Source organism: Nonomuraea sp. NPDC003727 (assembly GCF_053586935.1).
Genome location: NZ_JBSFNE010000040.1, coordinates 1 through 21694 on the forward strand (window position 1 = coordinate 1; position 21694 = coordinate 21694).

23 protein-coding genes and 1 pseudogene are annotated in these 21694 nt (G+C 67.5%); 18 read left to right on the forward strand and 6 right to left on the reverse strand.

What is annotated here, in order from left to right:
• Window positions 1-435 (forward strand): IS5 family transposase (locus ACWDLG_RS44365; protein ID WP_449931588.1); only part of this gene is annotated, 435 nt, incomplete at its 5' end.
• A gap of 15 nt (window positions 436-450) precedes the next feature.
• On the opposite strand, the gene ACWDLG_RS44370 is transcribed toward ACWDLG_RS44365, so the two are convergent.
• Together ACWDLG_RS44370 and ACWDLG_RS44375 are read right to left on the reverse strand one after the other, a co-directional pair.
• On the reverse strand, window positions 451-933 hold the full coding sequence (locus ACWDLG_RS44370) for a universal stress protein (RefSeq protein ID WP_449931590.1): 483 nt from the start codon (window positions 931-933) through the stop codon (window positions 451-453).
• A 5-nt stretch (window positions 934-938) separates the two neighbouring features.
• Entirely contained in the window at window positions 939-2147 is a 1209-nt protein-coding gene (locus tag ACWDLG_RS44375; protein WP_449931592.1) for an SLC13 family permease, read from the reverse strand.
• 427 nt (window positions 2148-2574) lie between these two features.
• Here ACWDLG_RS44375 and ACWDLG_RS44380 point away from each other — a divergent pair, with 427 nt between their 5' ends.
• Window positions 2575-3135: a TetR/AcrR family transcriptional regulator gene (locus ACWDLG_RS44380; RefSeq protein ID WP_449931594.1), complete on the forward strand. Its 561-nt coding sequence runs from the start codon at window positions 2575-2577 to the stop codon at window positions 3133-3135.
• Window positions 3136-3145: 10 nt separating this feature from the next.
• A complete protein-coding gene (locus ACWDLG_RS44385; protein ID WP_449931595.1) occupies window positions 3146-3502 on the forward strand; it encodes a hypothetical protein in 357 nt (118 codons plus the stop codon).
• A 610-nt stretch (window positions 3503-4112) separates the two neighbouring features.
• Here ACWDLG_RS44385 and ACWDLG_RS44390 read toward each other — a convergent pair.
• Both ACWDLG_RS44390 and ACWDLG_RS44395 read right to left on the reverse strand, forming a co-directional pair.
• Window positions 4113-4301 (reverse strand): hypothetical protein, encoded by a 189-nt coding sequence (locus ACWDLG_RS44390; RefSeq protein ID WP_449931596.1) that lies wholly within the window; start codon window positions 4299-4301, stop codon window positions 4113-4115.
• Window positions 4302-4540: 239 nt separating this feature from the next.
• Window positions 4541-5356: a pyrroline-5-carboxylate reductase family protein gene (locus ACWDLG_RS44395; RefSeq protein WP_306871805.1), complete on the reverse strand. Its 816-nt coding sequence runs from the start codon at window positions 5354-5356 to the stop codon at window positions 4541-4543.
• Window positions 5357-5563: 207 nt separating this feature from the next.
• Here ACWDLG_RS44395 and ACWDLG_RS44400 point away from each other — a divergent pair, with 207 nt between their 5' ends.
• Window positions 5564-6025: a hypothetical protein gene (locus tag ACWDLG_RS44400; protein WP_449931597.1), complete on the forward strand. Its 462-nt coding sequence runs from the start codon at window positions 5564-5566 to the stop codon at window positions 6023-6025.
• Window positions 6026-6058: 33 nt separating this feature from the next.
• On the opposite strand, the gene ACWDLG_RS44405 is transcribed toward ACWDLG_RS44400, so the two are convergent.
• A complete protein-coding gene (locus tag ACWDLG_RS44405; RefSeq protein WP_449931599.1) occupies window positions 6059-6694 on the reverse strand; it encodes a site-specific integrase in 636 nt (211 codons plus the stop codon).
• The gene (locus tag ACWDLG_RS44410) at window positions 6691-6951 is read right to left on the reverse strand and encodes a tyrosine-type recombinase/integrase (protein ID WP_449931601.1); all 261 of its coding nucleotides are present in this window, start codon (window positions 6949-6951) and stop codon (window positions 6691-6693) included. Before ACWDLG_RS44410 ends, ACWDLG_RS44405 begins: the two co-directional genes overlap by 4 nt.
• Window positions 6952-7518: 567 nt before the next feature.
• On the opposite strand from ACWDLG_RS44410, the gene ACWDLG_RS44415 reads away from it, so the two are divergent.
• From ACWDLG_RS44415 to ACWDLG_RS44480, 14 genes and pseudogenes are all read left to right on the forward strand, one after another.
• Complete coding sequence (locus ACWDLG_RS44415) at window positions 7519-9744, forward strand: ROK family protein (RefSeq protein ID WP_449931603.1); 2226 nt, start codon at window positions 7519-7521, stop codon at window positions 9742-9744.
• Entirely contained in the window at window positions 9741-10646 is a 906-nt protein-coding gene (locus ACWDLG_RS44420) for an ABC transporter permease (protein WP_449931605.1), read from the forward strand. Before ACWDLG_RS44415 ends, ACWDLG_RS44420 begins: the two co-directional genes overlap by 4 nt.
• Window positions 10643-11509, forward strand: a complete 867-nt coding sequence (locus ACWDLG_RS44425; protein ID WP_449931607.1) for a carbohydrate ABC transporter permease — start codon at window positions 10643-10645, stop codon at window positions 11507-11509. The genes ACWDLG_RS44420 and ACWDLG_RS44425 overlap by 4 nt, the downstream gene beginning before the upstream one ends.
• A gap of 10 nt (window positions 11510-11519) precedes the next feature.
• Window positions 11520-13094 carry a hypothetical protein gene (locus tag ACWDLG_RS44430; RefSeq protein ID WP_449931609.1) on the forward strand — a complete coding sequence of 525 codons (1575 nt, stop codon included), beginning with the start codon at window positions 11520-11522 and terminating at the stop codon, window positions 13092-13094.
• Entirely contained in the window at window positions 13091-14251 is a 1161-nt protein-coding gene (locus ACWDLG_RS44435) for a GNAT family N-acetyltransferase (protein WP_449931611.1), read from the forward strand. The genes ACWDLG_RS44430 and ACWDLG_RS44435 overlap by 4 nt, the downstream gene beginning before the upstream one ends.
• A gap of 10 nt (window positions 14252-14261) precedes the next feature.
• Window positions 14262-15539 carry an RICIN domain-containing protein gene (locus ACWDLG_RS44440; protein ID WP_449931613.1) on the forward strand — a complete coding sequence of 426 codons (1278 nt, stop codon included), beginning with the start codon at window positions 14262-14264 and terminating at the stop codon, window positions 15537-15539.
• Window positions 15536-16747, forward strand: coding sequence for a Gfo/Idh/MocA family protein (locus ACWDLG_RS44445; protein WP_449931615.1), 1212 nt, complete (start codon window positions 15536-15538; stop codon window positions 16745-16747). Before ACWDLG_RS44440 ends, ACWDLG_RS44445 begins: the two co-directional genes overlap by 4 nt.
• 533 nt (window positions 16748-17280) lie before the next feature.
• Complete coding sequence (locus tag ACWDLG_RS44450; RefSeq protein WP_449931617.1) at window positions 17281-17631, forward strand: DUF4158 domain-containing protein; 351 nt, start codon at window positions 17281-17283, stop codon at window positions 17629-17631.
• Window positions 17531-17782: a hypothetical protein gene (locus ACWDLG_RS44455; protein ID WP_449931627.1), complete on the forward strand. Its 252-nt coding sequence runs from the start codon at window positions 17531-17533 to the stop codon at window positions 17780-17782. The genes ACWDLG_RS44450 and ACWDLG_RS44455 overlap by 101 nt, the downstream gene beginning before the upstream one ends.
• Window positions 17783-17849: 67 nt before the next feature.
• A complete protein-coding gene (locus ACWDLG_RS44460) occupies window positions 17850-18125 on the forward strand; it encodes a hypothetical protein (protein WP_449931619.1) in 276 nt (91 codons plus the stop codon).
• A 469-nt stretch (window positions 18126-18594) separates the two neighbouring features.
• On the forward strand, window positions 18595-19524 hold the full coding sequence (locus tag ACWDLG_RS44465; RefSeq protein WP_449931621.1) for an alpha/beta hydrolase: 930 nt from the start codon (window positions 18595-18597) through the stop codon (window positions 19522-19524).
• A 33-nt stretch (window positions 19525-19557) separates the two neighbouring features.
• Window positions 19558-20013: a GbsR/MarR family transcriptional regulator gene (locus tag ACWDLG_RS44470; RefSeq protein WP_449931623.1), complete on the forward strand. Its 456-nt coding sequence runs from the start codon at window positions 19558-19560 to the stop codon at window positions 20011-20013.
• Between the two features lie 129 nt (window positions 20014-20142).
• Window positions 20143-20886: a class I SAM-dependent methyltransferase gene (locus ACWDLG_RS44475; protein ID WP_449931625.1), complete on the forward strand. Its 744-nt coding sequence runs from the start codon at window positions 20143-20145 to the stop codon at window positions 20884-20886.
• 623 nt (window positions 20887-21509) lie between these two features.
• Window positions 21510-21694, forward strand: a pseudogene (locus ACWDLG_RS44480) (class I SAM-dependent methyltransferase); the annotation flags it as partial.

Here is a 21694-nt window from a genome sequence, read left to right on the forward strand (position 1 = left end):
GCCGACGGCTGGTGCCGTCCGCTGTCGCTGCTGCTGACGCCTGGTCAGCATGGCGATGGCCCGCAGATGCGGGCGGTCCTGGAGCGGATCCGCATTCCCCGGATCGGGCCGGGACGTCCCCGGACGCGGCCCGACAGCGTGTCGGCCGACAAGGCCTACAGTTCCCGCGCCAACCGGCGCTATCTGCGCGGGCGCAAGATCCGCCACATCATCCCCGAGCCTCGTGATCAGCGGGCCAACCGGCGCAGGCGCGGCTCGGCGGGAGGCCGCCCGGTCGGGTTCGACGCCGAGCGGTACAAGAAGCGCAACGTGGTGGAGCGGGCGATCAACCGGCTCAAGAACTTCCGCGCGGTGGCCACCCGCTACGACAAACGCGCCTACGTCTTCCTGGGAACCGTCACGGTCGCAGCCTTGGTCATCTGGCTCCGCACGTGATCCAGGAAACAGCTCCTAGCGGTGGTGCGGCGGGTGAGGGGCCGTGCTGGGTGCGGTCTCCGGCCAGACCAGCAGGACGGAGCAGGAGGCGTGGTCGACGATGAAGCGGCTGGCGGGGCCGAGGCTGCGGGGACCGAGGTGGGTACGGTCGCCGTCGCGGGCGAGGATGAGCAGGTCAGCGCCTTCTGCGGCGGTCACGACTTCCCGTTCGACGCGGCCCGAGCGCTCTTGGCGGGTACACGGGCGTCCCAGCCGCTCGGCCGCGCCGGCCAGGAGCTGTTCGGCGGAGGCGGCGGCCAGGCGTTCCACGGCGGTGCCGGGGTCACGGTCGGGGCGTGCACGGCCCAGCAGTCCGGCGTAGGCGCCGTGCGCGGCGCCCGGCACCTCGTGGCCGGTGACGTGCAGCAGCACGATGTCGGCGTCTGCGGCTGTGTGGGTGCGCGCGGCGTCGACGCAGGCGGGCCAGGTGCCCTCCACGATCCAGACGATGACAGTCACGGTGTTCAGCCTCCGATCGCTTGGAGCGAGACCCACAGTGCCACCACCGAGAGCAGCAGGGCGGCGGGGACGGCGAACAGGCCGAGCCGGGTGAACTCGCCCAGCTCCACGTCGGTGTCGTGTCCGCGCACGATGCGCCGCCACAGCAGGGTGGCCAGGGAACCGGCGTAGGTGAGGTTCGGGCCGATGTTCACGCCGAGGAGGACGGCCAGGACGGCGCCCGGGCCGGTGGGGGCGGTCAGGGGGAGCAGGACCAGGACGGCGGGCAGGTTGTTGATGACGTTCGCCAGTACGGCTGCCAGTGCCGCGATGGCGAGGAGGGCCGGGAGTTCGGTGCCGGCGGGTATCGCGTGGCTCAGGGCGTCCGCGAGGCCGTTGTCGACCACCGCGCGCACCACGATGCCCAGGGCCAGGACGAAGGCGCAGAACGGCAGGGCCGCGGCCCGGACGATCGCCGTGGGGGTGGTGCGGCGCTGGGCCAGGGCGCGGGCCGCCAGGACAGCCGCGCCCGCGGCCGCCGCCCAGGCCGGGTTGATGCCGACCACCGAGGTCAGGACGAAGCCCGCCAGGGTGCCCGCCACCGTGAGCAGGGCGAACAGCGGTAGTTCGCCGGGCTCGTCGGTGGGCGGGGCCTCGGCGCCCGCATCCAGGTCGATGGCGAAGAAGCGGCGAATCACCACGTACTCTGCACCGATCGCGACCAGCCAGGGTAGAGCCATCAGGGCGGCGAAGCGGGTGAAGGTCAGGCCGCTGGCGGCGAAGACCAGCAGGTTGGTGAGGTTGGAGACCGGCAGCAGCAGCGAGGCGGTGTTCGACAGATGGATGCAGGCGTAGACGTGCGGCTTCGCTCGGGCGCCCAGCCTGGCGGCGGTGGCGAACACCACCGGGGTCAGCAGCACCACCGTGGCGTCCAGACTGAGCACCGCGGTGATCAGCGAGGCCGTCACGAAGACAAGGACGAGAAGGCGCCGGGGGCGCCCGGCCGCCCGGCGGGCCATCCAGGCACCGCAGGCGTGGAACAGCCCCTCGTCGTCGCACAGCTGGGCCAGGACCAGCACAGCCGCGAGAAAGCCGATCACCGGCCCCAGCCGGGCGGCCTCGGCTGCCGCGTGGTCGAGGGAGATCGCGCCTGTGGCGATGACCACTCCGGCGGCGGGGACGGCCACGATGGCCTCCGGCCAGCCCCACGGCCGGATCACCGCGCAGGCCAGCACCGCCAGGAGCAGGGCGACGGAGAGTGCTTCCGCGAGTGAGGCGTTCAGGGGCTAAGCCCTTCCGGGATGGAATCCTGACGCAACAGCAATGAGCGCTACACCGCCGGCTCTCGGGGACCTGGTGCCGTACCAAGCGGGCGGGGCTTAGCGCCGTTTGCCCGGGTCCCCATGAAAGCCGTGGTCAGCGACGTGACTGCCCCTTTCTCCCGAACTTGGTCTACCCTCTCGATGGGTGTGTTCACGAGTGCAGCTGCCCCGTCGATCAGCCATATGAACCGCGCCGGGTTCCTTTAACGACATTTTCGGTCCGCCGCACCCTGATCCCCGAGGCCCCCACTTCCACGTCTCCCTGAGGCCCGCCTGGTGTCCGCCAGTTTAGGAACGGTCGTTCTTGACTGATTGTTCCTAAACTGGCTATGATCGCCACATGGGCCGACCGAGAGGTTTTGACGAGACCGAGGTGGTGCGAGCGGCGGCGGCGCTGTTCGCCCACCGGGCATACGACGGCGTCTCCATCGACGACCTGGTCGCCCACCTCGGCATACATCGCAACAGCCTGTACAAGATTTTCGGCAGCAAGCGGGGCCTGTACATGGCTGCCTTGCGGTGGCATGTGGAAAACCAGGTGCGTCCGCTGATCCTCGCGATCAGCGAGGCCCACGACTTCGCCGAAGCGGTGCGCCGGGCGCTGACCGTCCAAGGGGACGGTTCGGCCCTGGACCTGGTCCTGATGGCGGCGCTCGAACGCGCGCCGGCCGACCCGGAGGTCGCCGCCGAGGTCACCGCGGTCCTGGACGCCCTCGACGAGGCGCTTGCCGTCGGCCCGACCGGCGCAATCCCCACGCCGGCGCTGAGGGGCGCCCTGACCTCGTCGCTGCTCGGACTCCGGCTGCGCGCCAGGACGGCGTCATCCGGTGCCGGGCCCGAACAGGCGGGCGCCGCTCTGGCGCGACACCTTTTCCCGCACAATCCTGACCCTTCCCTATAAGGAGCATGAAATGGCACGAGTGCACATCGACGGCGACACGCTGGTCGTCGTGATCGAGGGGCTGGACAAGCTCTGGGCACTGAAGAGCCGTCTGACCATTCCCCTGTCCAACGTCCGCGGCGCCACCGCCGATCCGGGCATGATCAAGGAGACCAAGGGCATCCGCGCCCCGGGGACGCACCTGCCCGGCGTGATCACCGCCGGTACCTTCCACCTGGACGGCGAGCGGGTCTTCTGGGACGTCCAGAACCCCGCCAAGGCCATCGTCATCGAACTGGCGGATGAGCGCTACGCCCGCCTCGTCGTACAGGTCGACGACCCTCGCGCCGCCGTCGCGCTCATCGAAGGCGCCATCGACCAGGCCTGACCCCACATGCCTGGTCGCAAGCACGCTCTCGGGGATCGGTGTTCCTGAGGCGGCGGGGGCGGTGACCAGGCCGACCAGTTCCTCGGCCACGGTGCGGCAGGCCATGAGTTGGCCTTTCATTAACGACGCTGCCACGAAGTACATCGGATGGCCGTTAGCCCTGGTCAGCGGCAATCCGTCGCGGGTAGAAGCACGAGGTCGTCAGCGGGAGTGCCGACGAGCGGCGGGGTCGTGCTCGGCGGTGATGCGGGCGGAGGTTTCCTCGCAGGCGCAGCCTGGCGACATCTCCCGGCGGGCGGCGAGTGACGCCTCCCAGACCCCCGTGAGGGTTCGGTCGGCAGCGGCACCGGATGTGCCTCTTCCAGAGCCTTCTTCGGGTCCCAGTCGCTCGCCGCAGGGTCCGGCCGGCGCGGCCCGACCCCGCTGTTCTGGCAGCACGTGCGCCCGTACGGCGGGGTACGCCTCAATCTGGACATACGCCTGAGCATCGGGAACCAGGGCCCGTGAGCCCTCCGTCCCGGCCTGATCCGAAGCCTCGGCGGAGGATGTGTCCGGACACTTCGCCGACGATCACGTTGTGCGACTGTTGGGCCCTCGGGTAAGTGTCGCGTCATACGGCCCGAACGGCGGGCATCGTCGCAGGCCATCGTGCGCGATGACGACGACCGCCGAGCGAAGGCAGCCGCGCCCCGCTGTTGTAGCAGTTGGTGTGCAGGCGCCACTCGGCCGTCTTGATCGTCACCGTGGCGTGCTCGGGGATCTCAGAACCGCACGCGGTGCGGGTGCCGTCCAAACTCACGTGCACCTTCACCGAAGTGCGCTGCTCGGTAACAGTTGAGCGTCCTGTTTGGCCAGTTCGACACCAACACTGTCCACATATCGGTGTAGCGGCCGTCGACACGGCGCCACGCCGGCCAGGTCCAGGTCCAGGTCGTCATCACCACCGGGAGGTGGTGTCGGCCTCAGTCGGCAGCTCCCCGAACGCACGCTGTGCGGCGTGACCGGCACCCTGGCCAAGGTCGTTGTCCGCACGATGAATCACAGTGCGGGCAGGGGCTTGGATCGCTCGTTGTCGGCAGTCGCCCAGAACGCTGCCCGCCACGCCGCGGCGAGACCGTCGCGGCTCGCCTCGACGGCAGCGGCGGTGTTGCCGCCGGGAACCGCGACGCGGTCCACGATCTCGGCCAAGGGCGTCCCGTGATCCAGCAGCCGACTGACGGCGTCGATGCTCTGCGCGAGGAGTTGTTCGGCCAGACCCGGGGGTAGCGGCGCGCCGCGCTCGATCTGCGCTGCGATCATCGATTGGGCCACACTGGCCAGAAGTGCCGGACCGCACGATGCCAGGTCGGTGGCTGCCCGGCCCTGTCGCTCGCCGATCACGAACGGCCGGGAGAACCCCTGTAGCAACTCCGTCAACTCGGCAACGGCGTCCTCGCTCAGGCCAGGGCCGGGCATGAGCAGCGTCGCGCCCGCACCGATCTCGTTACCGACGCTGGGAATCAGCTTGGCAACGGGACAGGGAACCGAGTCCGCCAGCCTCGGCAGGGGCAGTGCGTTGTTAATCGTGACCACGATGTGCTCCGCCGAAAGTCGAGGACGCACAACGGCGAGCACGTCAGGAAGGTCCACGTTGCGCACACACAGAACAACCAGGGTAGCCCGGTCAGCCAAGTCGGCTGGCGGCAGCACCGTGGCGGTAGGTACAGCAGCGCGTACGCGCTCGATGCTGGATACCGACCGACCTGCGACGAACAATCGTGCCGGTTCGACTGCTCTGCTGAAGCCAGCGGCCAGAGTCAGCCCCATTCGGCCCAAGCCCACGATGCCCACAGTTCGTGCCGTCACGAGCACCATCGTCCCAGAATCTCGCTGCCGCCGTGGACCCGCTTGCCGCCTTGGACATCGATGCCACGATGGTTCCACGGGAATCCGGCTGACCTACGCGTCGCAACTGTTGCGGGTCCGTCTACTCCGTCACCGCCCCCACCGTCGAGGCCGTCGCCGAGATCGCGGCCGAGCGGTGGGGTGGAGCGGCAGCGACGGCGAGGACTACTGCGGGCCATGCACCCGGGCAGCGTCATGACACCCGACGAGGCCGCCTGGGTCCGTGAACACGCCGGGACCCAGACCATGCGCAAGACGCACGCCGAGGTGCCCGGCTGCTACCTGGCCTGCGCCTGCCAGTGGACCGGCCCCTGCCTCAACTCCCGCGATCCCGGCCGGCACCAGCGCTGTCACATGGGCACGCCGATATACGAGTACGAGACGATCATCTCCGTGCGCGGCGGCCAAGGCGTCGCCGGCCTCCGTCAGCCGTACCGTTATCCCACGGCGAGCGCGACCGGCCGGCGTCCCTCCCACCTTGCGATGGTGTGGCTCGCCGGCCGCCGATGCCGTCGGGCGTGCTCATGTGACTGCGACCACCCGCGCGCCGACATCGCGCACGCACCCGAGCGCAACCTGGCCAGGCCGGTGCGCTACGAGCTGGTGCCCCTCCGGCAGCACCGAGGTGTAGATGTCTGAGGTCACCACGATGCTGCCGTGCCCCAGCGTGCCCTACACCACCCGCAGATCCGAGCCTGAGGCCAGGGCGAGAGTTGCCGTACCGTGCCGTAGGTCGTGCAGCCGGATCGGTGGCAGGTTGCTGGCTTGCACCAGTCGGTGGAACCGGATGGTGAGGTAGTCCGGCCGGACCGGGGATCCATCCGTCCGGGCGAAGATCGGCCCGGATTCGTTCCAGGCGTCGCCCAGCAGCTGTCGTTGGGCGTGCTCGTGGCGGCGCAGTAGCCGGACCGTCTTGGGGTCCAGCCCGATGATCCGTCGGCTGGCTGCGGTTTTCGGTGGGCAGGCGATCAGCCCATCGTCGGCGTGCACCAGTTGCCGGCTCACGGTGAACTCTCGCCGGTCGAGGTCCAGGTCCACCCAGTGCAGACCGGCTGCCTCGCCGCGGCGCAGACCGCGCAACGCGATCAGCTGCCACAGCGGATACAGCGGGTCGCCGCGGGCGAAGGCGAGGAACTCGGCCAGTTGCTCGGCGATCCACACCGCTACCGCGGGCCGCTCGCCACTCCGCCGCCACGCTGCGACCCGGCGCTCGGTCCACACCTGTGGATACGGATGACGCGGTGCGGGCAGCCGGACCATCCGCGCCGGGTTGGAGGCCAGCAGGCCCTCACGGAGCGCGGCGTTCAACGCCGCGCGCGATGTCGCCCGATCCGGTGCAGGGTGGAGGACGCGATCGGCTCCCCGTACCGATCGCGGCGTCCGGCCAAGACGGTGAACATCCGTGCGACGTCGCGGCCGGCCAGCTCGGCCAGCTCGATCCGGCCCAGATGCGGGATCAGATACAGCCGCACATGATCGGCATAGGACTGGCGGCTGCTGGGCCGTAGGCGTTGCTGCACCTCCAGCCAGTGGCGCAGCCACCGCGCCAGCGTGCATTCCCCCACCGCCACATCGTTCCGATCGGCGTGATCATCTCACGGCCCGCCTGGCGAGCCTGTTCGGCGCTGGCGAAGCTAACGCGCCGCAGCCGCTCCCGCCGCTCGGCCAAGCCGCTCACCTGCACCGCGAAGTGCCAGCTGCCGTGCCCCTCCTCGGCCAGCCGCACACAGCGCCCGCCGGCTTGCCTACCGGTAACCGCATCGGCACACCCGCACCGCTTGTAGACCACACACCGATCCCGATGACGTCTCATTGCCCCTTCTTGATCGACCGCCAGAGCAAGACAACGCCGACAGGCACCCACCCACAACTGACCACGAGCAAAACCCAGAGCGGGAGATCACGCCTCGTTCGAACTCCTCCAGCGACGGGGGTGTCCGGCGGGCTCGCTCAGCCTGCCGACGTGAGGGGAGCTGCAGGGCACGGCTCGCCATATCCTGCAAGGCGATTTATGCAACCCTACTTTCGTTAATGGTGGGCGGAAATCGCATCTTGACATGCGCTGATGCGCAGTGATCTCCTCTTCCCCAGCGCATTAATGGAACCCATTTGCGAAATCAGCGGAGGTGTCTATGGCGCGCACGATCGGCGTACACGAGCGCAATGTTTCGACGCTCCGACGGTTCAATGAGGCCGCCTGCCTGGTGCGAGTCCGCGATGACGGCCCACTCACGGTCAGCGAGCTGGCGCGCATCTGCGGGCTGTCCAGGCCGACAGTGGAGGCGGTCATGCAAAGCCTGCTGAGTGCGGGGGTGGTGGAGCAGGACGAGCCCACGGTCCCGGAGGGCAAGTCCGCGGGCAGACCCGCCAGGCGATACCGCTTCCGGGGGGCCGCGGGGCATGTGGCGGGCGTGGAGGTCGCCCAGAACTGCATCCGGATCGTGATCGCCGACCTTGCTGGTGTCGTGGGTGTTCGTAGAAGCTTCCCTCTTACGGAGCGTGGCGCCGAGCTGATCTCGGTGCTGCGTGCGGCCATGGACGACTGCGCGGGCGATCTGGGTTTGCGCCGTGGTGATCTCCATGCGGCCGGAATCGGCTTCCCTGGGTCGGTGTCGAGCGATGGGCGCCTGGTGACCTCGGCAGCACTGCCGGAGTGGGTCGGGGTGGATCTCGTGGCCCGGCTTGGTGCCGCCACGGGCTGCCCGGTGGTGGTCGACAGCGCGGTCAACTGCGCACTGGTGGCCGAGCACCAGATCGGGGTCGCCCGGCTGCATGACGATGTGGTGCTGGTAACCGGCTCGGCCGATATCAGCGCTGCGATCCTGCTCCAGGGGCGCCTGCACCGGGGGCGTTTCAGCAGGGCGGGCGATCTGTCCGGCAGCCAGCCCGTGGAGGGCGTGGCATCGCTGATCCGCGCCGTCGATCCGGAGCTGGTGGTTCTCGCCAATCCCCTGGCGGACCTGCCTGTGGAGGACACGGGTGACCGTACCCCACCCAAGATCGTCACCAGCTCGCTCGGTGAGGACGCCGTCGCGCTGGGCGGATTGATCAATGCCTATCCGATCGCCATGCAGGCCACGGTCGGATCGCCCGACTCACCCGTGCCTGCGATCATCTTCGCCGAGGCTCCTACTCCCGTGAGGCGATCTCAGCCGGAAGCTCCCTCACCGGTGCGTAACCGTCCGGCCACCCGACTGCGCTTCGGCGTCGTCGGGATCGGCGCCAGGGCGGGAATCGCGACCTGGGCGCACGACGACAGGATCGGCAAGGTGGTCGCCGTGGCGGACCCCCGGCGTGAGACCGACGAGCGGGCACGCACCCTGTTCGGCCCCAAGGTCGGCGTGTTCGCTGACCACCGCGATCTGCTCGACCAAGGGCTGGACGCGGTCTTCGTGACCTCACCCGATGCCACGCATGCGCAGGTCAGCCAGGACTTCCTGCGTGCGGGCGTCCCCGTCTACCTGGAAAAGCCCCTCGCCACCACCACCGAGGACGCTGACGCCATCCTCAGCACCGCCTACGAGACACGAACCAAGATTTACGTCGGACACAATGTCCGGCATATGGCCTTCGTCAGGCTGATGCGGCAGATCATCGAACGCGGCGAGATCGGTGAAGTGAAGGCCATCTGGTGTCGGCACTTCGTGGGCCACGGCGGCGACTTCTACTTCAAGGACTGGCACGCGGAGCGGGACAACGTCAACGGACTGCTCGTGCACAAGGGCGCCCACGACATCGACATCATGCACTGGCTGGCCGGCGGATACACCACCGAGGTCGTCGGCATGGGCGACCTGCGGATGTACGGCGAGCTGGACGCCCGCCGCACCGAGCGCCACCCACAGGACCTCAACGACGACCTGGCCACCTGGCCCCCGCGCGCCCAACGCGGACTGAACCCCGTGATCGATGTGGAGGACATCTCCATGATCTCGATGCGCCTCGACAACGGCGTGCTCTGCTCCTACGAGCAGTGCCACTTCACCCCCGACTACTGGCGCAACTACACCGTGATCGGCACCGAGGGCAGACTGGAGAACTTCGGCGACGGCGACGGCGGCGTGGTCCGCGTGTGGAACCGGCGACACGCCTACAGCGCCGACGGGGATCTGGTCTACCGGATCTCCGGCGACGCGCGAGGCCATGACGACGCCGACCAGCTGACCGTCTGGGAATTCCTGGATTTCATCACCGGTGACGTAGCGACCGACACGACGCCGTTGGGTGCCCGGCAGGCCGTCTGCACGGGCATCGAGGCAACACAATCGCTTCGATCCGGCGCCCTACCCCGCACCGTGCCACCACTCTCCCCAGAGATCGTGGCCTATTTCGAGAACCACCAACGGGTCGCGCCATGACCCTTCTCGCTCGCATCCGCCGCGATCGGACGATGCTGCTGCTGATCTTGCCCGGCCTGCTCAGCCTGCTGATATTCAACTACGTCCCGATGCTCGGCTACGTGGTCGCCTTCCAGGACTATCAGCCGTTCCTCGGCTTCTCCGAAAGCCCGTTCATCGGCCTGGAGAACTTCACCTACGTGCTGACCGACCCCAGCTTCTGGAGCGCGGTCAGGAACACGATCGAAATCAACCTGCTCCAGCTGCTGCTGTACTTTCCCGCGCCGATCCTGTTAGCACTGCTGCTCAACAGTCTGGTCAGCAATCGGATCAAGAGGCTCATGCAGAGCGTCGTCTACCTGCCGCACTTCGTGTCCTGGGTCGTGATCGTCGCGCTGTTCCAGCAGACGCTGGGCGGCAGCGGATTCATCAGCGGCTTCCTGGCCGAGCACGGCGTCAGCGCCTTCAACGTGATGACGGACCCGGACCTGTTCAAGCTGCTGGTGACCGCGCAGGTGATCTGGAAGGACGTCGGTTGGGGCACGATCATCTACCTTGCCGCGCTGTCCAGCATCGACGTGGGGTTGTACGAGGCGGCCGCCGCCGACGGCGCGGGGCCGTGGCGCCGGATGTGGCACATCACGCTGCCGGGCATCCGGTCGGTGACGGTGCTCCTGCTCATCCTGCGACTGGGTGATCTGTTGTCGGTCGGATTCGAGCAGATCCTGCTGCAGCGCAACAACGTCGGCCCAGACGCCGCCGAGGTACTCAACACCTGGGTCTACTTCCATGGCGTGATCAACGGGGACTGGGGGACCGGCGCCGTGGTCGGGCTCATCAATGGCCTGGTGGGAGCCCTGCTCATCTTCGTCGCCAACAAGGTCGCGCACAGGCTCGGTGAGCAGGGGGTTTACCAACGATGATGGAGCGACCCAACCGCGCCGCTCAAGGCGCCAAGGCGGTCACGCTGACCGCGATCTTCGTGATAGCCGTCTTCCCGTTCCTGCTGGTGCTCGGAACCAGCCTGGCCAGCCGAGAGGAGATCGTCGCCAACGGCGGCTACGTCCTGATCCCGCGGCATCCCAGCCTGGCGGCATACGCGGAGATTCTCTCCGGCGGCGTCGTCGGCCGGGCCGTACTCGTCAGTATCGGCATCACGATCGTCGGCACGTTGCTCAGCCTGGCCACCACCGTGGCCATGGCCTATGGCCTGAGCAGACCCAGCGTGGTGGGCTCGAAGGCGATCCTCATGGTGGGGCTGCTGACGTTCTTGATCAGCCCGGGCATCATCCCGAGCTACCTGTTGGTCAAGCAGTTGGGCCTGCTCGACTCCTACTGGTCGTTGATCCTGCCGAACCTCCTGGGCGCCTTCAATCTGGTCATCCTGCGGGCGTTCTTCATGAAAATCCCGCGCGAACTGTTGGACGCGGCTCGCATCGACGGCGCCGGTGACCTGAAGACCCTGCGCGTTGTCGTGCTACCGCTGTCGAAGGCAGTGATCGCCGTCGTCGGGCTGTTCCAGGCGGTCGGTTTCTGGAACTCCTTCTTCGACGCCCTTCTCTATCTCAACGACGCCTCGAAATGGCCCCTGCAACTGGTGCTCAACACCTATGTCCTCAACAGCAAGAAGCTACCGGGCCAACTGGTGAGCAGCGCGCACATGCCGCCGAGCCAGGCGCTGCAGATGGCGATCGTGGTCATCGCCCTCGTCCCGGTGCTGGCCGCCTACCCGTTCCTGCAGAAGCACTTCACCAAGGGCGTCTTGACCGGCGCCGTCAAGGGCTGAAGGAGTCCCCGTGAACCGTCGATCCATGCTGGGTCTGCTCGCGGCTGCCCCGCTACTGGCCGCCTGCTCCACCCCGACCCGCTCGGGCAGCGGAGCCGCAGCGTCGGCCAAGGTCAAACTGCCCACCTATATTCCCTTCCAGGGGCCAACCCCAGACCTGCCGGGAAACGCAGAGGGATTGGACCCTGCCTACCTCAAGTTCCCCAAGCGCCTGGTTGACTCCGTCAAGGGGATCCCCGCCGGCGGCCAGCCGATCACCGCGCTCGGGTGGACCGACTCGGCAGTTCCACCGCCGATGAGCAATAACGCCTTCTGGCAGCAGCTCAACACCCGGCTCGGTGCCCCGTTCAAGTTCGACATCACCAGCGACTACCCCACCAAGTTCAACACAATGATCGCCGGCGGCGACATCCCCGAACTGGTCTGGTTCCCGCCCAACCAGGGGTTGACCAGGGTGGCCGAGCTACTCGAAGCCAAGTTCGCCGATCTGACGCCCTACCTGTCGGGGGACGCGGTGAAGGCGTATCCCAACCTGGCCAATCTGGGTGACTTCGCCTGGCGTACCGCGATCATCAACGGCCGAATCTGGGGCCCGCCCGTCTCTCACGGAATCTTCGGTCAGATCTACGAATGCAACAAGGCTCATTGGGACGAGGTCGGCGGCCCGCAGTGCGCCACCATCGACGAGTTCGTCGGCAAGTTGAAGGAACTGACCCGTCCCGCGCAGCACCGTTGGGCGATGGCGCCCGTTGGGTCCAACGACGTGGTCCGTTTCGGCGAATTACTCGGCATGCCCAACACCTGGCGGCTCAACAAGGACGGCAGCCTCACCTATTACTTGGAGACCGACGAGTACGCGCAGGCGCTCGAACTCGTCCGCAAGGTCGTCGAGGCCGGCTGCTTCCACCCTGACCAGAACGCCGATCCCTACGAGGTGCTCTTCCCGGAGGGAACCATCTCCACGCTGGTCGACGACATGCCCGGATTCATACTCGCACCCCGTAAGTACAAGGACCTGGAGATCGCCGGGATCGTTCCATTCGGTGACAAGGCCGTCTACCACCTGGGGTACGGCTCCCTCGGCTTCACCGCCATCAACAAGAGCGCCTCACCCGAGCGCGTGAAACAACTGCTGCGTGTGCTGGACTTCCTGGCCGCCCCGTTCGGCAGCAGCGAGTGGCTCTTCCTGCACTACGGAAGCGAGGGCGAGCACTTCACCTTCGACAAGGACGGCCTGCCCCAGCTCACCGAGAAGGGCGCCAAGGAGACAACACTGAACAACCCGATCGGCTACCTGTCGCAGGGCCCGGAGTTCATCTACGCCAAGGGCGCCGCCTACACCTACGACATCCAGCAGAAACTCCTGAAGATCGCCATCGCCAACCCCGTCGCCGGCCACTATTCCGACACAGCCGTCAGCGGCCGCACCAAGCTTCCGATCATCGGGGACCTCGTCACCGACATGATCCTCGGCCGCAAACCCCTCACTTATCTGCAGACTCTGCGCTCGGACTGGAAACGACAGGGCGGCGACAAAATCCGCGAGGAGTACCAGCAGTCGATCGCCAAGGGCGGCCCCTCGTGAAACTCCACTGGGCGGGCCGTGACGAACTCGACCGCGTCGCCGAGGCCAGGACCCGCAGCTTCTCCGCCGACGGCACACCCGTCGAAATCGAGGAAGACCCCAGGGGAACATCCTGGCTGCTCGCCGAGGAGGACAACGTCCCGGTCGGCACAGCTACCAGTCTCAGCTTCACCATGTGGGTGCGCGGTGCGCCGCTGCCCTGCCAGGGCGTCGCCGACGTCGGCACCATCAAGACCTGGCGGGCCGGCCGCGGAGTGGCATCCGCCCTCATGCGCGAACTGCTGTCGGCCGCCCGCGACCGGGGGTTCGCGCTGTCCGCGCTCACCCCGTTCCGCGGCTCGTTCTACGAACACTTCGGGTACGGCTTCGCCGAACGCCGAGCGGACTGGACCATCCCCACGACCATCCTGCCCAGAGGAGATCACACCGACCTGCGGTTCTACCAGTCAGATGATCTGGACCCGCTGACCGAGGCCATGCGCCGCCGCACCGAGCGGGGCCAGGCAGACATCGAGCGCCTGCCGCCCGTTCCAGGCAACGGCTTCTTGGTGGTCGACCGGGTCGGCGACGGTCCGATCCGCGGCTGGGCCCGGTTCCGCGGGGAACAGCCCATCGTGCGCGTGACCGAGATCGGATACGACGACGCCTCCGCGCTACGACGCATCCTCCACCTGCTGGCCAGCCTGCGCGACGAGTACAACACCGTCAGGCTCACCACCCAGGCCGATCAGCCGATGCACCGCCTACTCGGGGAATCGCAGATCGTGCATCACACGCTGTTCCGCAACCACCCCACCGCCGAGGTCAGGCCGTACAACCGCCTGCAGGTCAGGATCATCGACCATGTCAGGGTCCTCCGGGCTCTGCGCCTGAACACGACCGCGGAAGGTAGCACGGTCGTCGCGATCGGCGAGCCCGAGGGGAACATCACGACCCTCCAGCTCGACTTCTCCGATGGCCGCGTGGGAGCCCGGGCGTGCTCGGCTGAGCCCGACATCGAATGCGCCGCACCCGTCTGGGCTGCGGTGCTGCTGGGCGATCTTCAGGCATCGCGCGCCGCGGACCTCGGCCTCATCACCGTTCACGACCACCAGGTTCTCCGCGTGCTCGACACCCTCGCCGTGGGCCCCGCGCCCTTCTGTCACGAACACTTCTAAGGAGCCCCCGATGCGCCGGATCTTAGGCACCCTCATGCTCGCCGCCGGACTGCTCGCCGTACCGTCGACCGCGTCGGCTCAGTCAACCTGCACGAGCAGAGAGCTCAACCTCGTCGCCCACCACGACGACGACCTGCTTTTCCTGAACCCGTCGATCTCCGACGCGATCCGCGGCGGAGCCTGCGTGCGCACCGTCTTCCTGGTGGCCAGCGACTACCACGACACCGACAGGGAAGGATACGTGCTCGCCAGGGAGCGCGGCGTGCGCGCCGCCTACGCCCGCATGGCCGGACTGCCCGAAAGCGCCTGGACCTCTCAAGAGATCACCGTCAACGGCCACAACCTGCTCGAATGGCGACTCGGCGACCGGCTGTCCATCCTCGAAGTCCGGCTCCCCGACAACGGCTCCGCCTACGACGACATCACCTACGGCAGCACCCGCGCCCTCTACAACGACGGCGCCACGATCCCCGACTTCTACCGGCGCAACACCTACACCCGCGCTGATCTCACCGACACCCTCATCGCCGACCTCGACGCGTTCCGCCCGTCGGTGGTCAACACCCTCGACCCCAGCGCCGACGTCCACGACGGCGATGAGTACCTCGACTTCCACCACGACCACGTGATCATCGCCCGGCTGGCGGGCGACGCCGTGGCAGCCGCCGCAACCCATCCGCAGGTCCGCTACTACCGCGACTACCCCAACCGGTACGCCGCCGCCAATCTCTACCAGCAGGCCATCGACGACAAGCTGGCCACGTTCCGCACCTTCGCGATGCACGACATGGACATCTGCCCGTCGTCCGACCCGAGCCAGTGCGTCACTCAGGGCTTCTACTACGTCCTCAACCACAACCAGAACCGCGCCACCACAACCGCGATGCTTCCGTGGATCCCCGCCACGCCGGGCGCACCCGGCCACTTGGTTCCCGCCACGTTCGCCCACCAACGCCTGACCGTCTCCTCCGGCCAATGTCTGACCGTGCCGGGCGCCCTCAACGACAACGACCTGTCCGACGGGGACCACGCGGCTTTGGGCACCTGTGACACCACCGCGTTCACCCTGGTCCAGCAGACCCTCAAGATAGACAAGACCAATGAGTGCTTCGGTACGGCCGGCGCAGCAGTGATCGTCACCCAGTGCACCGACTCCGCCGACCAGAGGTGGTCCTATACGGATCAGGCGTTCAAAAACATCCAGACCGGCAAGTACATGTCCACAGGCCCTGGGGGCACCCTCGTCCTCGGCTCCACCCCCGTGCGCATGACGCCTGCATCTCCGTGAAAGGGATCAAAACCATTTCCGATCTACGACTCGGAGCCCTCGGATTCGGCCTGCGTGGCAGTCTTGCCCGCGAAGCTCACCGTCCGGGGGTCGGAGCCCTCATCGCCGCCGTCTGCGATCCCTCGGAGCGCGCGCGTCGCCGCGCCCTGGAGGCGTTCGGCGAGGAAGTGATCACCGTGCCCGCTGTCGAGAGCCTCGTGCGGCTCGACCTCGACGGGGTGCTCGTCCTATCCCCAGATCGGTTCCACGCCGAGCACGCGGAGACACTCCTGGAGGCGGGAATCCCTGTCTACCTGGAAAAACCGATGGCGATCACGGTCAGCGATTGTGACCGCGTGCTCGCCACCGCGCGCCGTACAGGAACCAAGCTGTACGTCGGGCACAACATGCGGCACATGCCGTTGGTGCTGCAGATGCGTGAGCTCATCCAGCGCGGCGAGATCGGCGAGGTCAAAGCCGTCTGGTGTCGGCATTTCGTGGGTCACGGCGGCGACTTCTACTTCAAGGACTGGCACGCCGAGCGGGCCAACACCACCGGCCTCCTGCTGCAGAAGGGGGCGCACGACATCGACGTCATCCACTGGCTCGCAGGCGGCTACACGCGCAGAGTCAGCGGTATGGGAGGCCTCACTCTCTACGGTCAGATTACCGACCGACGAGACAACTCCGACCGTTCCATGTGGGACTGGTACGCGCCGGACGCCTGGCCTCCGCGGATGCAGCGCGAACTCAATCCCCTCATCGATGTCGAGGACCTCTCGATGATCAACATGGAGCTCGGAAACGGGGTCTTCGCAACGTACCAGCAGTGCCATTACACGCCCGACTACTGGCGCAGCTACACCGTCATCGGCACCGAAGGCCGGATCGAGAACCTCGGTGACGGCGGCGACGGATCGGTCATCCGACTCTGGAACCGGCGCACCGACTACAACGGTGAAGGGGATCTCACGATCCCCATCCGCCAGGAATCAGGAGGTCACGGCGGCGCCGACACTGCGATCATCACCGAGTTTCTCCGCTTCATCTCCGCCGGAGGACCTGCTACGACCTCGCCCATCGCTGCCCGTGAGGCCGTGGCGACAGGGCATACAGCCACCCTGTCGCTCCGTGGCGGCGGCGGTGCCCTAGATGTGCCGCCCCCCTCTCACATGGACATCGACTACTTCGAGCCCGACACAAGCTGGGAGCGGCAGCCTAACGGCTGATCTTGGTAGTTGAAGCGGGTCAGAGGCAGGAGGGGCGGTCTGGAAGGCGTTCACGAGCGCCTTCCAGCGCATGATTCGTCTCCGCTCGATCGCGTGAGGTCACGGGGGCTCCATTGGCCGCCGATCAGCACGACGGGGTCCGGAAGCGCAGTGGCCGCCTATCTGGACAAGTTCGTGTCAGTCCACAGCCCCCGGGCACGCAGTCCGGCGAGCGCCACCTCACCTCTAAAGAATGCGTCTATTCGCAGCTCGCGGCGAACCTGCTCACGCTGCAGGGTGCGGCTATCGGCGAACGGCTTGAGACGGAGCCCAAAGACGCACTTACTGCGCAAATCGGATGGCCAAGACCATGCAATTGACATGGGCACACCCCCATCGATGTCGTCGATACATGCTCGGCGCATGTAAAACCCCAGGTCAAACACGGCATAGAAGAGTAGGCGGGTGGGACTTGAACCCCGACCCACGGATTATGAGTTGGCTTGATCAATGCCGTCTAATGCCGCGCCGTACCGCATTCTGTCACTCTGACCGTGATTGCCCCCCTGCCGACGTGCCGGACCGCGGGGCTGAAGGCCTTCAGCCAGGCCGAGGCAGAGCTGGAGACGACCCTGGCCGCGCACGCGTGGAATTCCGGGGACGGGCCGACCGAGATGTTCCAGTACGCGGTGCGCTGGCTGCGCGAGAACGACGTGCTGCTGCCGGGCATCACGACGCTGACCCGGATGGTGGCCCGGATCCGGGAGGAGCAAACCGAGCGGCTATTTCGCGACTCTGGCTGCGATGCCGACGTCGGAGCAGGTCGAGGTGCTGGAGAAGCTGCTGGAAGTGCCGCCGGGCAAGAAGATGACCGAGCTGGAGCGCTGGCGCCAGGGCCCGTCTAAGGCGTCCGGGCCCGGGATGGTCAAGGCCTTGCAACTGGTGGCGGAGATCCTCGGCGCCGGACTGTGCCGGTTGGAACTGGATGCGTCGATGCCGCTGCGGCGGGTGCTGGAACTGGCCAAATACGGGCTGACGGTCCGCTCGCGCAGCTGAAACGTCATCCGGACGCACGCCGGCTGGCCACGCCCGTGGCGACGGCGCGCTGTTCGAGGTGTGGGAGATGATCGAGGCGGTCGTGCCGCGCGGGCAGCTGCGCGAGGCGGTGGAGGTGGTCACGGACATGGTGCCGCCGCCAGCCGCCGACGACGACGGCGGCTGGCGAGCGGAGATGGCCAGCCACTATCCGACGGTGTCGGGCTTTGTGAAGCTGCTCACCGGTGTGATCAAGTTCGACGCCAATCCCGAGGGCGAACAAGTACTGGCCGCGAGCGCCGACAGGTGCCGGTTCCAGGTCGCGGCCGCCGTGCCGGTCCAGCGGTCCATGACCGCGGCGTAGTCCTCCGGGCGCCAGGTCGGCGACCGGCCGGTACCCGCTCATGGCGGCCAGACGGGTGAGGGTCTTGGCGTAGGTGTCGCGGGTGGTCTTGGTCGGCAAAGCGCCGAGGAAGCGGTCGATGGCGGCCGCGACGCTCCCGCCCGCGGCCGGACCTGCTAGGCCGGCCGAGTCGGGCGCGCCGGGAAACGCGACGAGGGACACGGTGCCTCTCCTTCCCACCGATCGATCAATGTGACAGGTAACGCTCTTGAGCTGACCCGCCACCGGCAGGCGCTGAGCTGTGCCTGGCCGGCGCGAGAGCCGGATATGTGACAGGGAAAGCTCATTCCCCATCACTCGTGGATGCCGCCAATGTGCCGAGGTGACCAGCGGTGCGCAACCCTCTTCCGCAGATACAGCCTTCCAGATTGACATTGCTAGCTATTTCAGTCATGTTTGAAATAACTAGCCAACAAGTACGGAGCAAGCCATGGAACACGTGACCTTCAACAGCCTCGGCACCCGCTGCGCGGGTGATCTCTACCTGCCCGAAACGAGCGAACCGGTCCCCGGGCTGGTGCTCGGGCACAGCGGGGTGATGGTCAAAGAGGCGCTGGCGTTCTTCGCGCCGTACTTCGTGAAGGCCGGCTTCGCGGTGCTGGCCATCGACTACCGCACGGTCGGTTCCAGCGAAGGCGAGCCGCGCGGCCTGGACCACCCGGAGCGGCAGGTGGAGGACTTCCGCAGCGCCGTGTCCTACCTGCAGACCCGTCCCGAAGTGCAGCCGGAGCGGATCGGAGTGTGGGGCGTCAGCATCGGCGGCTCGGTGGCGGCCCAGGCCGCCGTGCTCGATCGGCGCATCAAGTGCGTCGTGGCGCAGAGCCCCAGCGTGTGGAACGGATGGCGCTACCTGGAACGCCTCCTGGGCCGTGCCGGTGTCCACGCGCTGCGCGACCAACTGCAGCAGGACTGGCAACGGCGCTACGAGGGCGAGCAGAGCGCTCGCGTGCCGCACCTGGCGCTGGACCACGCCAGTGTGAAGGACGCCCCCGACATGTCGACCCGCCTGTTTCCCACCTATCGCAACGAGAAGACCCTCGACTCAGCCGAGCACCTGCTCACCTTCGCACCGGAGAACCTCATCCACCGGCTCGCACCGACGCCGCTGTTGATGATCGCCAACGGCGGCTGGGACCCGTACCACATGCTCGAGGAGGCGCAGAGCGCCTTCGACCGGGCGGGAGAGCCCAAGCGGCTGGCGGTGCTGCCCTACGACGTACTCGGCCTCTACACCGGCCCGGGCCTGGAGGAGGCCATGGCGCTCGCGATCGACTGGTTCGACCTCTACCTGCGCGAGACCCGGCTCGCGGACATCACCCCCACACCCACCTACGAGTCGGTGGCCGCCATGACACAGTGAACCGGCACACGATCGACAACGGAGGACCGGACGATGAGCACCGAGGAACAGCGGGACCGACTGCTTCAGTGGGTGGAGCGGGTGGCCGCCTTCTGCGTCGAGGAGTGGGGGCTGCCGCCCATCACCGGACGCATCCTCGGCTGGCTCATGATCTGCGATCCGGCCGAGCAGTCCGCCGGGCAGATCGCGGAGGCGATCTCCGCCAGCCGGGCCTCGCTCACCTCGAACATGCGCTTCCTCACCACCATCGGCCTGGTCAAGAAGGTGAGAAGGCCCGGCGACCGCACCGCCTACTACCGCATCGAGGACGACGCCTGGCAGAAGGTCATCCAGCGCAAGCTCGAAAGCCTGAGCGCGTTCGGCGAGATCGCCGACGAAGGGCTCAACATCGCGGGCGGCGAGGGGCACCGCACCGAGCGCATCAAGGCCGCCCACGACTCCCTGACGTGGCTGCAGAACCTCGCGGCCCGTCATCCGCTACGCCGTTAAGGAATCTCCATGCACCGCTGGCAACCCCAGCTCGGGCTGATCCAGGAAACGCTGCTACTCACTCTCCACGCCAGAGCCCTGGACGCCGGGCAGCCCAGCCCGATCCTCGGCGACACGTTCTCCGCAGACATGGCCGGCAACATCGATTACGACTTCGGCAAGCTGAAGGTCAAGCCCAACCTCGTCCTCACCACGGCACTGCGCGCCAAGAAGCTCGACGGCGTCGTCCGCGCCTACATCGCCGCTCACCCCGGATGCGTGGTGCTCGACCTGGGCTGCGGCCTGGACACCAGGATGTTCCGCTGTGATCCCCCGCCCGGCGTCGACTGGTACGACATCGACTTCCCGGAAGTGGTGCACCTGCGGGCCGAATGTCTGCCCGGCCGTTCCCACCTGGTCGGAGCCGACCTCACCACATCCGACTGGCTCACCGCCATCCCCGGTGACCGGCCGGCGATGATCGTCGCCGAGGGGTTGCTCCCCTTCATGCCCGGCGACTCCTTCCAGGCGATGACCCGCGCGCTGACCGGGCATTTCCCTTCGGGCGAGCTCGCGCTCAACGGCTACACCCGCTTCGCCGCCTGGGCCCATGAAGTATCACCCGACCATCAAGGCGCTCGGCATCAGCGCCGCCCAGGGCTTCGACAACCCACACGAACCGGAGTCCTGGGACGCCGGCCTCGAACTGATCGAGGAGCAGATCCTCGCCCGCGCACCGGAGGTAGCCCGGTTCCCGCAACCGCTTCGCGCGCTCACCCGTCTCACCGCCCGCAGCACGGCCTTGTCGCGGCAAGGGGCCCGCATTCTCCGCTACCGATTCTGACCGACCCCCGCCCGCGGCAGTCGCGACAGACATCGTCCTTCGGCTCGTGAACGTGCCGCCGAAGGCGGCTGGGGCGGGTGGAACGGAAACCAACGCGAGTGCGCCCGCTCAACGAAGATCGCCCACTATCAGCGAGCCGGGCGAACGAGCCTTAGCGTACGTTTCCGTTCCCCCACACTCCGAGGGCCGGGTCCGGCAAGGACTTCGAACTCCGCCGCGCGGACACGCGCGTCCTGCTCCGGCGCCGGGGCTGGACCTGGGGGCGCGTACCCGTCGAGGGGCAGGCGTCCGGTCCGGTCAACGCCAGACATACCACGCTCCCCGGCAGCGCCCCGGCCGCGTCGCCTGTGGGCGCTGGGCGTACAGCCGGACTTTTGTCTGCCGGCCTATGAATGGTGCTCCCAGGTCTTCGGCAAGGTGATCAAGGGGTCCTGCCCCTTTCTCCCGTACTGGTCTGCCTCCCATGAAGAGATCATCTTTACCGCGCGCCATAGTCACTCACACCTCAAGGCCGCCGGCGTCACCCGTGTCTTCTCCGAGAAGATCTCCACCCGCGCCACCACCCGGCCCGAGCTCGACAAGGCCGTCGCCCTGGCCCGCGAGCTCCGCTCGGCGAACGTTGCGGTCACACACGTGGTGCACGAGCACAAGCGGCTCGGCCGCGGCCTCGACCGAGCACTACGCCCGCACGCTGAAGTTCTGGTGCGACAACCTGGACGACAACTGGGAGGACGCCCTCCAGGAGGTCGGCCAGGGCACCGCCAGGGTGTGGCGGCTCTACATGGCCGGCTGCATCGTCGGCTTCGAGCGCAACAAGGTGCAGCTGCACCAGGTCCTGGGCGTCAAGCTCGACAGGGA

Coding starts and splice junctions, on each gene's coding strand:
- ACWDLG_RS44380 (WP_449931594.1), top strand. CDS start 2,575: ATGGGCCGACCGAGAGGTTTTGACGAGACCGAGGTGGTGCGAGCGGCG.
- ACWDLG_RS44385 (WP_449931595.1), top strand. CDS start 3,146: ATGGCACGAGTGCACATCGACGGCGACACGCTGGTCGTCGTGATCGAG.
- ACWDLG_RS44395 (WP_306871805.1), bottom strand. CDS start 5,356: ATGGTGCTCGTGACGGCACGAACTGTGGGCATCGTGGGCTTGGGCCGA.
- ACWDLG_RS44400 (WP_449931597.1), top strand. CDS start 5,564: ATGCACCCGGGCAGCGTCATGACACCCGACGAGGCCGCCTGGGTCCGT.
- ACWDLG_RS44415 (WP_449931603.1), top strand. CDS start 7,519: ATGGCGCGCACGATCGGCGTACACGAGCGCAATGTTTCGACGCTCCGA.
- ACWDLG_RS44420 (WP_449931605.1), top strand. CDS start 9,741: ATGACCCTTCTCGCTCGCATCCGCCGCGATCGGACGATGCTGCTGCTG.
- ACWDLG_RS44425 (WP_449931607.1), top strand. CDS start 10,643: ATGATGGAGCGACCCAACCGCGCCGCTCAAGGCGCCAAGGCGGTCACG.
- ACWDLG_RS44440 (WP_449931613.1), top strand. CDS start 14,262: ATGCGCCGGATCTTAGGCACCCTCATGCTCGCCGCCGGACTGCTCGCC.
- ACWDLG_RS44455 (WP_449931627.1), top strand. CDS start 17,531: ATGCCGACGTCGGAGCAGGTCGAGGTGCTGGAGAAGCTGCTGGAAGTG.
- ACWDLG_RS44460 (WP_449931619.1), top strand. CDS start 17,850: ATGATCGAGGCGGTCGTGCCGCGCGGGCAGCTGCGCGAGGCGGTGGAG.
- ACWDLG_RS44465 (WP_449931621.1), top strand. CDS start 18,595: ATGGAACACGTGACCTTCAACAGCCTCGGCACCCGCTGCGCGGGTGAT.
- ACWDLG_RS44470 (WP_449931623.1), top strand. CDS start 19,558: ATGAGCACCGAGGAACAGCGGGACCGACTGCTTCAGTGGGTGGAGCGG.
- ACWDLG_RS44475 (WP_449931625.1), top strand. CDS start 20,143: ATGGCCGGCAACATCGATTACGACTTCGGCAAGCTGAAGGTCAAGCCC.